The organism is Gardnerella sp. 2492 (genome assembly GCF_050320365.1).
Taxonomy (GTDB): Bacteria; Actinomycetota; Actinomycetes; order Actinomycetales; family Bifidobacteriaceae; genus Bifidobacterium.
The window spans coordinates 132,278-145,147 of the sequence record NZ_CP186952.1; the positions used below are offsets into that span (position 1 = coordinate 132,278).

At 39.6% G+C, this 12,870-nt stretch carries 15 protein-coding genes; 12 read left to right on the forward strand and 3 right to left on the reverse strand.

Annotated features, from left to right (window positions below):
• The first annotated feature begins 68 nt into the window (after positions 1–68).
• The 12 genes from pyrH (at position 69) to ACPFYS_RS00500 (ending at position 8,952) form a co-directional block, all read left to right on the forward strand.
• Complete coding sequence (gene pyrH, locus ACPFYS_RS00445) at positions 69–818, forward strand: UMP kinase (RefSeq protein ID WP_427876865.1); 750 nt, start codon at positions 69–71, stop codon at positions 816–818.
• Positions 819–897: 79 nt separating this feature from the next.
• The gene (gene frr / locus ACPFYS_RS00450; RefSeq protein WP_427876868.1) at positions 898–1,452 is read left to right on the forward strand and encodes a ribosome recycling factor; all 555 of its coding nucleotides are present in this window, start codon (positions 898–900) and stop codon (positions 1,450–1,452) included.
• Positions 1,453–1,494: 42 nt separating this feature from the next.
• Positions 1,495–2,520, forward strand: coding sequence for a phosphatidate cytidylyltransferase (locus ACPFYS_RS00455; RefSeq protein ID WP_427876870.1), 1,026 nt, complete (start codon positions 1,495–1,497; stop codon positions 2,518–2,520).
• A gap of 46 nt (positions 2,521–2,566) precedes the next feature.
• Positions 2,567–3,472, forward strand: a complete 906-nt coding sequence (gene lgt, locus ACPFYS_RS00460; protein WP_427877536.1) for a prolipoprotein diacylglyceryl transferase — start codon at positions 2,567–2,569, stop codon at positions 3,470–3,472.
• 42 nt (positions 3,473–3,514) lie between these two features.
• The gene (gene rpe, locus ACPFYS_RS00465; RefSeq protein ID WP_427877538.1) at positions 3,515–4,180 is read left to right on the forward strand and encodes a ribulose-phosphate 3-epimerase; all 666 of its coding nucleotides are present in this window, start codon (positions 3,515–3,517) and stop codon (positions 4,178–4,180) included.
• A gap of 176 nt (positions 4,181–4,356) precedes the next feature.
• Positions 4,357–4,959 (forward strand): CDP-alcohol phosphatidyltransferase family protein, encoded by a 603-nt coding sequence (locus ACPFYS_RS00470; RefSeq protein ID WP_427877540.1) that lies wholly within the window; start codon positions 4,357–4,359, stop codon positions 4,957–4,959.
• Positions 4,960–5,052: 93 nt separating this feature from the next.
• Positions 5,053–6,054, forward strand: coding sequence for a DUF881 domain-containing protein (locus tag ACPFYS_RS00475; protein ID WP_427877542.1), 1,002 nt, complete (start codon positions 5,053–5,055; stop codon positions 6,052–6,054).
• 38 nt (positions 6,055–6,092) lie between these two features.
• Entirely contained in the window at positions 6,093–6,425 is a 333-nt protein-coding gene (locus tag ACPFYS_RS00480) for a small basic family protein (protein ID WP_427876871.1), read from the forward strand.
• A gap of 1 nt (position 6,426) precedes the next feature.
• Entirely contained in the window at positions 6,427–7,260 is an 834-nt protein-coding gene (locus ACPFYS_RS00485; RefSeq protein WP_427876872.1) for a DUF881 domain-containing protein, read from the forward strand.
• 18 nt (positions 7,261–7,278) lie between these two features.
• A complete protein-coding gene (locus ACPFYS_RS00490) occupies positions 7,279–7,728 on the forward strand; it encodes an FHA domain-containing protein (protein ID WP_427876874.1) in 450 nt (149 codons plus the stop codon).
• Between the two features lie 201 nt (positions 7,729–7,929).
• Positions 7,930–8,454 carry a MerR family transcriptional regulator gene (locus ACPFYS_RS00495; RefSeq protein WP_427876876.1) on the forward strand — a complete coding sequence of 175 codons (525 nt, stop codon included), beginning with the start codon at positions 7,930–7,932 and terminating at the stop codon, positions 8,452–8,454.
• A gap of 51 nt (positions 8,455–8,505) precedes the next feature.
• Complete coding sequence (locus ACPFYS_RS00500; protein ID WP_427876878.1) at positions 8,506–8,952, forward strand: hypothetical protein; 447 nt, start codon at positions 8,506–8,508, stop codon at positions 8,950–8,952.
• A 102-nt stretch (positions 8,953–9,054) separates the two neighbouring features.
• Here the strand turns inward: ACPFYS_RS00500 and ACPFYS_RS00505 are convergent, their stop codons facing one another.
• The 3 genes from ACPFYS_RS00505 to ACPFYS_RS00515 form a co-directional block, all read right to left on the reverse strand.
• Positions 9,055–9,798: an HAD hydrolase-like protein gene (locus ACPFYS_RS00505; protein WP_427876880.1), complete on the reverse strand. Its 744-nt coding sequence runs from the start codon at positions 9,796–9,798 to the stop codon at positions 9,055–9,057.
• Positions 9,791–10,138, reverse strand: coding sequence for an RNA polymerase-binding protein RbpA (locus tag ACPFYS_RS00510; protein WP_427876882.1), 348 nt, complete (start codon positions 10,136–10,138; stop codon positions 9,791–9,793). The genes ACPFYS_RS00505 and ACPFYS_RS00510 overlap by 8 nt, the downstream gene beginning before the upstream one ends.
• A gap of 95 nt (positions 10,139–10,233) precedes the next feature.
• A complete protein-coding gene (locus ACPFYS_RS00515; protein ID WP_427876884.1) occupies positions 10,234–12,849 on the reverse strand; it encodes a DEAD/DEAH box helicase in 2,616 nt (871 codons plus the stop codon).
• Positions 12,850–12,870: the final 21 nt, after the last annotated feature.

Consider the following 12,870-nt stretch of genomic DNA (forward strand, 5'->3'; position numbering starts at 1 on the left):
TAGGTGTCGTTGTTGACGGATACCATAGCAATGATATGCTTGCATTCGCTGTGAGGACTGGAGGATCTATGACTATCGCACAAGCGGAGGAAAGCAAGTCCCGTAGAGTGTTATTAAAACTTTCGGGAGAAGCATTTGGTGGTGGAGCTGTTGGCATTGATACTCATGTGATTCGTAGAATCGCTGGTGAGATTGTTACTGCAGTGCAGCAGGGTGTTCAAGTTGCTATCGTTGTTGGTGGCGGTAATTTCTTCCGTGGTGCTGAGTTACAGCAGGCTGGTATAGATCGTAGCCGCGGCGATTATATGGGAATGCTCGGCACTGTTATGAACTGTCTTGCACTTCAAGATTTTCTTGAGCAAGCTGGCCAGGCAACTCGCGTACAAACTGCTATTACAATGGGGCAAGTAGCTGAACCGTATATTCCGTTGAAAGCAATTCGGCATCTTGAAAAAGGTCGTGTAGTTATTTTTGGTGCCGGTGCAGGTATGCCATACTTCTCTACAGATACTGTATCTATTCAGCGTTCTTTGGAAATTCACTGTGATGAAGTTCTCATGGGCAAGAATGGTGTTGATGGAGTTTATAGTGCGGATCCTCGTAAAGATTCAAATGCTAGAAAATTTGTCACACTTAGCTACAATAAAGCTCTTGTTGATGGTTTAGCTGTTATGGATGCTTCTGCTCTTTCTATGGCTAGAGATAATAAGCAGAAGATTCGAGTATTTGGTTTGGAAGGCGATGGTAATGTTACAAGCGCACTGATTGGTAAACAAATTGGTACTCTTGTATCCGATGCTGAACCTACATTTGCTTAAAACGAAATTTGCGTAGCATTTGAATATTGTAATTTCGTAAATTATATTGTGAAAATTGACTGATGACAGGAGAACACACATGTCAGGTATTATTGACCAGGCTCGTGAACAGATGAATAAGTCTGTTGAAGCTACTAAGGAAAATTTTGTTGGTATTAGAACTGGTCGTGCTAATCCTGCATTACTTAACGGCATTATGGTAGATTACTATGGTGCTCCAACACCAATTAAAGCTGTTGCTTCTATTGGAGTTCCAGAGCCTCGTACGCTTTCTGTCACTCCTTTTGACGCTTCGCAGGCTAACGCTGTTGAGAAAGCTATACGTGACTCTGATTTGGGTGTAAGTCCAAATCGTGACGGCAATGTTATTAGAGTAACAATGCCAGAACTTACAGAAGAACGTCGTAAAGAGTACGTTAAACTCGCTAAGCTTAAGGCTGAAGAAGGCAAGGTTGCTGTTCGTAATATTCGTCGTAAGGCTAAGGAAAATATCGACAAGTCTGTTAAAGATGGCGATATGGGCGAAGATGAAGGCGATCGTTTACAGAAGGATCTCGATAAGCTTACTAAGCAAATCACTGATTCCTTAGATTCTCTGCTTGAAGGTAAGCAGAAAGAAATTATGGAAGTCTGATTTTAGTAAGATCTCCTATAAGTATTAATAAATGGGTGTTGTATGAATCAACTTAATCATGATGATATAAGTGCGAAAAATGAATTAGTTAATGATAACTCCAGTAAGCTAGCTTCTGCTGAGTTATCGTCGCAAAAGAATTCTTACAACGCCCATGAAACATTAGATGATATTAATCGTCGTACAGGTCGCAATATGCCTCAAGCTATTGCGACTGCTGTAGTTTTAATTGCGGTTATTGTTGGATGCTTGCTTATTAGTACTGATGCTTTTGTTGTGCTGCTGTCTGTTTTTATGGTATTAGCACTTTGGGAATTGCATGTAGATTTTGCAACTATAGGATTACATATTCCTTTCGTTGTTTTATCTTTATGCTCTTTATCAACAATATTCGCAACATACTACGCTAAATGGCATGCTGTAGCAATGGCTAGTGGTATTGCGGCTTCTTTGCTGTTGACTGTTATTGCTGCAACTCTTAGTAGTACTGTATCTGCTAGAACTATGCAGGCTGTTGAGAAAAAATTACAGAGAACTTCTACTTTTGATTTAGAGCGCAATACTCTTACTAATATGTCTGCTTCTCTGTTTGTTGTTTTATATATACCTCTTCTTGCGTCTTGTCTAATTCTTACCTTAACGGATACTAAATATTCTATGGCACATGCCATGCTGCTAGTGTTTTTACCTGCTTTAAGTGATACAGGCGGATTATTTGCTGGTGCGTGGCTTGGCAAGCATAAGCTTTCTCCGAGAATTTCTCCTAAAAAGTCAGTTGAGGGTTTGCTTGGCTCAATGTTTTTGGCGATTATAGGAGCTTATGCTATTGTCGCCGGATTCTACGGTAATAGTTGGTTATCGTATTGGTGGATTCCATTCGTTATGGGTGCTCTTTCCGGCGTAGTTGGAACTTTTGGAGACTTATGTGCTTCTATGCTTAAGCGTGATATTGGCATTAAGGACATGGGTCATTTACTTAAGGGTCATGGCGGGGTATTAGATCGCGTAGATTCTATTCTTCTTTGTAGCCCAGTTCTTATGGTTTTGCTTGGATTTGCAAAACTGTAATATATTTATTTTTTATCAATCATGGGCTAATACTAGAATTTTGCCCATGTATCTCGCTTATATTCCTTCGCCGAGCTTTTCAAAGTTTTCTATCGGCCCAATTACTATTCGTTGTTATGCACTAGCTATACTTCTTGGTATTGCTGTTGCTATGTATATTATTTCTCGCCGTTGGAAACGATGTGGCGGCAGTTTCGATCAGATTATTGATCTTTCTTTAGTAAGTATTCCTTTTGGCATTATTGGTGCTCGTTTATACCATGTGATTACAACTCCTGAACGTTTCTTTGGTTCTCATGGAGATTTTTTCGAAATATTTCGTATTTGGAATGGCGGCTTAGGTATTTGGGGTGGCATTGTTTTAGGTGCATTGGCTGCATGGTTCTGGTGCATGCATAAACATTATCCTACTGCTTTGTTAGCTGATGCTGCAGCTCCTGCGTTGCTTATAGCGCAGGGCATAGGTCGTTTAGGCAATTGGTTTAACCAAGAGCTTTATGGTGCTCCTACAACTCTTCCTTGGGGATTGAAGATAAATAATACGGGTAGCGCTATCGGTAATTTTGAGAGTTGCTACGATGGTTCTACTTGTCCTGCTGGAACTCTTTTCCATCCAACTTTTTTGTACGAAATGATATGGAATTTTGTTGGTGCTGCTTTGCTTATTGGATTCGGTAAAATGCTTTCTGAACGTTTGAAAGCTGGTTCAATATTTGTTCTGTATGTGATTTGGTACACTGCTGGAAGAGCGTGGATTGAAGCGTTGCGTATTGATTTTTCGCATCTTTTCTTGGGTGTGAGAATTAATGTGTGGGTTTCTATCATCGTGTTTATTCTTTCGGTATTTGTTTTTGCTTATTTGCAGAAGAGTAAACAAACTCGCAGTGAGCTTTCTAAAAAACTTATTGATATTACATCTGATGAGATGGAAATTCAGCGTCAAGCAAAATAAAGTTTTATGCTGTAGTCTCTTGTATTTCTTAGAATGGAACCCATGAATATACAAATAGCACCTAGTATTCTTTCCGCAGATTTTTGCAATCTTGAACGAGATCTTGTTGCGATTTCAAATGCGGATCTTGTTCACGTTGATGTGATGGATCACCACTTTGTACCGAACTTAACTTTAGGCGAACCTATTGTTAAGCGTATTTGTGAAGTTACAGATTTGCCTGTTGACGTGCATCTTATGATTGAGGATCCTGACCGTTGGGCTCCTGAGTACGCGAAGCTTGGAGCTGATTCTGTAAGCTTCCATATGGGAGCCACTCATGCTCCTGTGCGTTTAGCTCGTCAGTTGCGTTCTATGGGTTGCAAAGCATGTTTTGCTGTGCGTCCTGCAGAACCTGTGGAACCTATTTTCGACATTCTTGACGAATTTGACATGGTTCTTATTATGACCGTTGAGCCAGGTTTTGGTGGTCAGAAGTTTTTGAGTAATCAGATGAATAAGGTTCGTCGTTTGCGTGACGAAATTACTCGTCGTGGATTGCAGACTCATATTCAGGTTGATGGAGGAGTTAGCCCTTCGACTGCAGCAACGGTTGCTGAAGCTGGCGCTGACGTGCTAGTTGCAGGATCTGCAGTTTACGGAGCTGAAAGCCCATCTGAGGCTATTGAGACTATTCGTCAAACTGCTCAAGCCGCTTGGCGCGCATAGTTTTTTAAATCGGGGGCATTTGTAATGTCCCCGATTTTGTACTTTCTGATTATTTAGATTGTGCAGTGTTTTATTTTGAATGTGGGTTTCTGCTGTAAGTTAGTTGGATTGATTGTAGTGCTATAGCATGTACAATGGCAGTATTAGACGCGTTATGGTGCATTGGAGGACTTTTTATGACTACATCTGCTTCGGATAAGGAGTATAGTCCAGAAGCGCGTAATAACGTTTTTACTGTGCCTAATTTAATAAGTTTTTTGCGTATTTGTTCAATACCATACGTTGCTTGGCTTATTGCGCATCATGACATGTTATTGGCGTTGATTATTCTTGCTGTTTCTGCTTTTTCTGATTGCGTAGACGGTTATATAGCTAGGACTTTTAATCAGGTAAGTAAGCTTGGTCAGATTCTTGATCCTATTGCTGATCGTTTGCTTATTGTTTTTAGTACTCTTGCTCTTGCTTACGCTAATGTCATTCCTTGGGCAGCTTTGGGATTGATTATATTGCGAGATGCTACTATGGCTGTAGTGATTTTGCTATTAGCTCAATACGGTTATGGACCGTTACCTGTTAACTTTATGGGTAAAACTGGCACTGCGTTAATTATGCTCACTATTGTGTCTCTGATGGTCGTTTATGCTTCTCCTGCTTCCGTGATTGTTTCTCTCCTTTACGCTGCAGCTCTTTCTTGCGGAATTTGGGGTATTGTCTTGTATTGGTGTGCGGGAATCATGTATGTTCGTCAAGCATATTGTTTACTTTTCAAAAAGCGCTAAGCGCTGATTGCAGAGTATTAATTTAGTTATGCGAGGTGTGGCAGTTTGGGATATCGTGATGATGCTGAAAACTCTGTAGAGCATGCTCAAGATTTGAGCGTGCATAGTGAGTTTTTGCCTGAAGTGTTAGCTCCGATTCCCGTGTCGTTTCCTGCTCAAGACGGTTCTTCTCTTGCGCGTAGGCGTGCAGTTTTTTCTACTTCAATTTTTAATATCGATACTCATCACGCAACTCGGAATGTGAACCGTTTTGCTAGTCAGCATGATCGTAGGCGTTATGTTGATGACTATTCGTTGAAGCTTATTGACGATTTGATTAATCGACCTGTAGATCCGCTTTTTATGGATTCTAGGCTGGGTAGGCAAGAAGTTGGTGTAGTAAGCCGCTGGATTACTAGAATTGTAGTATTTATTATTTGTATTGCTATAGGAACAGTTGGTAGTCAGTTTGTTCGTAGACTTCATACTGATCCTCGTAAAGCGATTCGTAATTCTCTTGCTAACGAGTTAGTTGAGCATACTAATCGTTTTGATAGTTTAGTTCAGGAAGTTTCATCGCTAAAGAATAGTGTTAATAAAGAATCTCAGCGTATGATTACGCCTGAAGAAGATAAACTTGTTCAATCAGACGATATTACTAATGGTACGCGAGCTGTTTCTGGCTCAGGAGTTGTGATTACTGTAGCAAATCCGATGGTTGCTACTTCTGATGCTGTTGGTTCGACATTGCCTCGTGAGGCTAAGGGCGCTAAAGTTCGAGTTATTACCGATCGAGATATACAAATTTTTGTATCAATATTGTGGAATGCTGGTGCCGAAGCTATATCTGTTAATGGTCATCGTTTGGGTGCTCAAACTTCAATTCGTACTGCCGGTCAAACTGTATTAGTTGGTGTAAATCAAACTCAAAGTCCTTATGTTATTGAGGCGATTGGTAATCGTGACAATATTATTAGGAAACTTGATGAGGCTAAACTTTCGCCATGGTATGCGTCTTTGACTAATGCTGGTATGAATCCGCAAATTACGACTTCGGATATGATTAAATTATCTGCCGCTGGAACTGGCGATTTGAAATTTGCAAAGGAAAAATGATTATGGGAAAAGAGAACAAGGAAGGCAGAAGGTAGATTATGGCAGCAATTCTTGGTTTGATTATAGGAGCACTGATTGGTATTGTTGTCCATCCTGATATACCAATTGTTATTCAACCATATTTGCCAATTATGGTTGTTGCTGCGTTAGATGCTTTGCTTGGCGCTGCAAGAGCTTACTGTGAGCGTAATTTCTCTGATAAAGTTTTTGTTATTTCATTCTTCTCTAATGTTATTGCTGCTACTTTGCTTGTTCTGCTTGGTAATCAGCTTGGTGTTGGAGCTCAACTTCAGACTGCGGTTATTGTTGTTTTAGGTATTCGTATCTTCTCTAACGTTTCTGCAATTAGACGTTTTATTTTCAGGAGTTAAGATGGCACCTCTTTTCTCTACGCCTAATAAAGATGATATAGTTCGTAAGCTTCACCGTCAGCATGCGAAAGATAAGGAAAGTGATTTAACTCAAACTGGGTCATTTCCTGTTGTTCGTCGTAAACTTAAGCCTTCTTTAAGTGAGCACACCACTCGTACTCGTATTATTACTGGATTGCTTATGATGTTTTTGTGCGCTTTGCTTGGTTTTGCGTACATGATTCAGATTAATAACAGTACAACTTCTCTTTATGAAACTATGAATGAGGAGGAGCTTACTAGACTTATTACTGAAACTAATTCGCAAATTCAAAATTTAGAGCAACGAAAAAGTGAGTTGAGCGGTCAGCTTAATTCTTTACAAGCTTCAGTTGATAAGCAGAAAGAAGCTCGTCGCATTGCGCGTCAAAATGCTGAGACTAACGGAATTATTTCTGGCCGTCTTCCTGCTGTTGGTAAAGGCGTAGTTATTAATATTACTGATGGTGATAAAGATAGGGTTGATTCTGCCACAATGTTTCAGCTTATTGAGGAGCTGCGTAACGCTGGGGTAGAGGTTATGTCTATTAATGACATACGCATTGTAACATCAACATATATTTCAGATACTAAACATGGATTGCTTTGTGATGGTGTTTCTATTGAGCCTCCGTATGTTGTAAAAGCTATCGGAGACCCTCAGAATTTGCAAAATGCTGTCAATATTGCTGGTGGTGTTGGCTCTAGGCTAAAAGTTAAATTCGGCGCGTCAGTTTACGTGTCAACGCCTGAGGAAGTAGAAATTACTACGACACGCGAACCAAAACAGTATCAATATGCAAAACCGGTCGAGTAACAAGGTAGAATAGCAATTATGACTGAACCGATTCCTACCGCTGGCGAAACCACTATTATTGGTATGCCAGCCATACGTATTCCTATTACTTCTACTTCAGATCGTCCTTTAAGGCAGGATGATCTTGATACTATTTCTAAGCTTTCGCCTGGTACTGCACTGTTGATTTCTACTAGGGGAGCTGTGTCTGGTTCTCGTTATTTGCTTGATGAGAATGTTGTTTCAGTTGGTAGAGATCCTCATGCTGATATTTTATTAGATGATTCTACTGTTTCTCGTTCGCATGCTGTTTTTCGCCGTTACGGTGATACTTTCACAATTACTGACGCAGGTAGTTTGAATGGTACTTACGTTAATAGGAAGCGTGTCGATGAGGCTGTGTTGCGTAATGGCGATGAGATCATGATTGGTAAATTCCGCTTGGTATTTTTCTCTTATGATGCGTTGCCTAATAATTATTCTGAATGATTTAGTAGAATGATTCGGTAATTTTATAGAACACATTTTTTGCGAGTTTCGTGTATGTTCGATTAACTTATGTAGAGTGTTTGTTTATTCACTTTATGTGAGTGATAGAGTCTTGTGTGAGCTGCGTGATTTTAATATAAGAGTTGCGTTGCTCACACTGCTTCTCGGTTTTTTATATTTTTTTATATTTCAAGGTTGGATATGAGAGCAAACGTGGAAGGTTCTGAGAGTCAGTTTTTTGAGACTCCAGTGCAGGGGGAGTTGTTTGCGTTTGCTCCTGAGAGTGAGAATATACGCGGTTATCGTGGTAGTGTTGCTATGAAAATTGCGGGTATAACTTACCGTCAGCTTGATTATTGGGCTCGTAAACGTATTATTGAACCTTCTGTTAATCCTTCTCATGGTTCTGGATCTAGGCGTTTGTATTCTACTAAAGATATAGCAATTATGGCTGTTGCTAAACGTTTGCTTGATGCTGGAATGAATTTGCAGAATGTTACTACTGCTATCATGTTTTTAGATCGTCATTCTTTTGCTCGACTTAGTGATATGACTATATTGTGTAATGGCTGCTGTGTTAAAGAGTGTGATGCAAATCAGCGAAATATGCAGCAGATGCTTGCTGATGGTGATGCTGTTGTTGTTTTGTCTCTTTCTAATATTATGAGCAAAGTAGAGTCTTCTCTTGAATCTGAAGAGTTTTCTACGTGTATTGAAGATGATTAGAATATTTTTTAGTACAAGAATATAGTACAGGTAAAGTTTAGGGATCTAATTATGTTTAACATGTTTAGCGATGATGCTCTTAGTAATATTCTTGCATGTGCAATAATTGTTTTGTGGGTTTCGGTTTTGATTATTTTCTTAATTAGCTTTTTTATGTTCCTTATACCAATTTCTAAATATAGGGAAAAGTTAAGTAGAGATAGGAAATATATTAAGAGTATTGGTGGGGATGTTTCCTCGTATAAGCCTTCTTACCGGCCGCCGTTAGTTTCTTGGAATTGTATTGCTTTATATTGCAGTGCGTGGCCGCTTATGATTTTGTCGTATATTCTCGTGTGTGTTTGCGATTTTTATAATCTTATTTCTGATGAAACTTTTGAGCAGCTGCATGCTTTTGTTGTTCCTGTAGAATTTACTAGCGTTGGTTTTGCTTTTGTGATTTTAATTTGCATGATTGTTTACTCTTTTTATTCTGTTTCTGTAACAGATAAGAAGTAGATCTATAAGAATCAAATGTATAAATAGTGGATTGTTGATATTTGCAGAGTTACTTTTATGTAGTTACTTTTATAAAAAATATCTAATTTGACATAACGTACATTATCGGATTTTGAAATACTCGTTAACTGCGCTACAAAGTTCACTTACAGTATCAATAATCCTGTATGATCCGTGAGAAGCCAATTCACCCGGCTCAGCGTAACCCCAAGCGCAACCTAAGCAATCAAGTCCACAATCTTTTGCGCCGTCAGCATCAGTCCAACGATCACCAATCATAAGTGCCAAATCTCCACAAGACGGATCGTAATGAATGTTGTCAAAAACGTAACGAATAACTTGAGGCTTCGTAATTCTAGACATATCGCGACTTGCGCCGTAAATGCCGTCAATAAGCGTTGTTAATCCAAAATAATCACAAATAGGCTTAATCTGATACTCAGGCTTACAAGAAGCAGTAACCATATAAAAACCCGATTCTCGCAAAGCTACAAGCTGCTCAGGAATGCCATCATACACTCTATTAAGCAAGCATCCAGGAATTTTATGACCAGGATTTTTGGGATCGTCAAAAGTTGCTACTTCTGAATAATACTTGCGATATAAAGCAACGCCTTTTTTCTGCAGGCTTTCAGGCATATGATTACGCTGGAAAGATTCTAGAATTGACGGCCCGATAAAGCGTTGCATTTCGGCATCATCAGGAATTGGCTGGCCTAATTCTCTCATTGCGAGTTTTGCACAAGCAATAATACCAGCATCAGATTGTGTTAATGTGCCATCAAGATCCAGCAGCAGAATCTTGCGTTTGTTCTCGCTGGAAATCTTTGAGTAGCAATCACTCATAATCAGGAATCCAACCTTCATGATGCATTTTCAGACGCTTCTCAAGCAAAGTTTTAAGCTCTTCTTCGCTGCGTCGTTCCAAAAGCATATCCCAGTGAGTACGAGTTGGCTTGTTAAAATCGTCTTCAGGGCGATCGTCTTCACCTTCACGATGAGCTATAGCTCCGCAGCGGCATTCCCATTCTTCTGGAATTTCAGCTCCCTGAGCAAAAGGAAGAATAGTACGATGACCTTTAGGACACACATATGCTATATCATTACGCTCAGCAAAATCTACATTGTCATCAGATTCAAGCGACTTTGCGCCAATACTCATTCCGCGCAAACTACGTTCTGCCATAGTAACTCCTTAAAAAATCTACTTACAAAAATATCTAATAATACGGACTATATTCAAGAATTTAAAATTTTGCGTTTTCGTATAATTTCGCATAATCATACGTCTGAATATGCTACTACTCCCCTTTTCATTAATTTTGCAGCTTCACTAGCACAATCGGCAAGATATGGATCTACGCCGTCGATAGCTTTAAGATACTCTCCTGCAACAGAAAGCTGTGTAAGTATATCTACCAGTCGCTTAGACTGTCTAACAAAGTCGCCGCCGGTAATATCAGTATGATCGCGCAGAATTTCCGACAACTCAGCACCTTGAACCCAATCGTACATCATATCTACTGCACCAAATTCAAGTGTTCTAAGTTCAGGCAAATGAGATTTATCGCACAAGGCTTGTGTTTGCATGAAAACATCCTTCATAGCGCACACTCTTTCAAACACTATTCCTTTTTGCCCTCCAGGATATCTTCGCGGTTCTCCATCGCTAAAACCACGAGACTCATATACAAGAGCCGAAAGGCATGCAGCAAGCTCTTGAGGGCGTAAATTATTGAAAACTCCCCCACAAATACATTCGGCAAATACTATATCAAGCTCATTGTAAAGTCTTCTTAAAAGCTGACCTCGTTCAGTTAAAAGCTGCATTGCACTATGATCATCGCTTTGCGTAATATAATTTAGTTCTCGAAGAACGTTACAAATACGGTCAAACTCTCTAACTACTGATCCAGTACGAGCTTCGTAACGTTCACTTACTTGACTAAGCTCTTTATTTTCGCGAATCCAATGATATCCCCAGCGAAGATGATCAACAATATCAGTACAACTTGCGCAAGGATGATTCCTTTCTTCTTTGCGAAGCTTATCTATCTTATCGTCTAAAGCTTTAAACGCAGCACTTCTTTCAGATTCAGTGCGAAATATAGTGTGTTTCAACTTACGGCGTTGATCATGCTGAGCATCTTTTAGCTGCATACGCAATTTCAAAAATTCAGAAAAATCGCCTTTATCACATTTGAACGCATACTCGTAACCTTTAAGAGCGTCCTGAAGCTCTTTCATACGATTTTGAAGTCGTTGAGCAGATTCATTTGCTTCCCACTGAGCAAAAGACTTATCAAGCGTTTCTCTCGCAGTTACAGTGTCACTAGTGTGCAAAAGATTCACAGCCATATTAAACGTAGGAGCGAAACTTGAGTGAAGAGGATAAACGCGTTTACTGGAAAGCGCTGCAGCTTGTTGAGGCACAAAATCAGCATTATCTACAAGAACAGCATGACCAATATCGTCAATACCTCTTCTACCAGCACGGCCAGTAAGCTGAGTGAATTCTCCAGGAGTAAGAGGAACATGACCAGTTCCATCGAATTTAACAAGTTTTTCAACAACCACACTTCTAGCTGGCATGTTTAATCCGAGAGCGAGAGTTTCAGTAGCGAACACAACTTTTATAAGACCGCGCTCAAAAAGAGTTTCAACAATATGTCTGAATAGTGCAATCATTCCAGCATGATGCGCTGCGAATCCCTGTTCTAAAGCGTAACGGAATTGCTCAAATCGAAGAGCATGAAGATCTCCCTTGGAAAGCTGGTCTGACACCATAGAATCCACAATCTTGCGAATTTCATACATTTCATCGTCGCTTGTGAGAGTCAAACCAGCGTTTAAGCATTGCTGTACAGCTTGATCGCAGCCTGAGCGAGAAAAAATAAAATAAATTCCAGGAAGCATATTCAAATAATCAAGCTCATCTATAACAGCCCAACGTTTAGGAGTATGGCGTTTAGCGTTGGAACTATTATTAGATTCGTTACGGCCATTAGAATACTTAGAAAGTTTTCCCCTACCGTGTTTGCTATTTCTAGAGAATTTAGCTCTCTTAGAGGCATAACGATCTAATTCCAAAAGACGTCTAGCAAGAGTAGGATTAACACGCTTATTAGCGCTTGTAACGCTTTTAGAATCGTAAAGATTTAAAAGTTCAGGTTCTGTTTGCCCATCTTTTTGTATTACAACGTGTCTTTCAAGAGGAACAGGACGATGCTCATCGATAACAAGATGAGTATTGCCACGTACTGAAGTAAGCCAAGCGGAAAAATCTTCTACGTTAGAAACAGTAGCTGATAAGCCAATAATTTGCACATCTTTAGGAAGATGAATAATAACTTCCTCCCACACAGCACCACGGAACTTATCGGCTAAATAATGAACCTCATCAAGAATAACGAAACCAAGAGATTGCAGTGTAATAGACTTCTCGTAAAGCATATTTCTAAGAACTTCTGTAGTCATAACTACAATATCTGCTTCGGAATTTACGGAAGTATCTCCTGTTAACAGGCCTACTTTATCAACTCCATAAACTTCGCATAAATCATGGTATTTCTGATTACTAAGAGCTTTCATTGGTGTAGTGTAAAACGCTTTAACACCACGTTTTTGCGCTAAAAATACAGCAAAATCAGCAATAACTGTTTTTCCTGCTCCGGTAGGAGCTGCTACCAGAACATTATCGCCATTCTCTAAAGATTCATTTGCTTCCTTCTGAAAATCATCAAGCTCAAATGGCAAAGTGCGTTCAAACTTAGCTAAGTTTGTAAGCTCTCGTTTCTGTAATTTTTTGAAAGCTTGATATCTTTGATAAGGTGAAAGTGATTCGTCTTCTGTATCTATGTCTGATTGCTTAGCATTATGCGACGAGCGCGAAGACATAAAGTATCTCCTACTTGATCA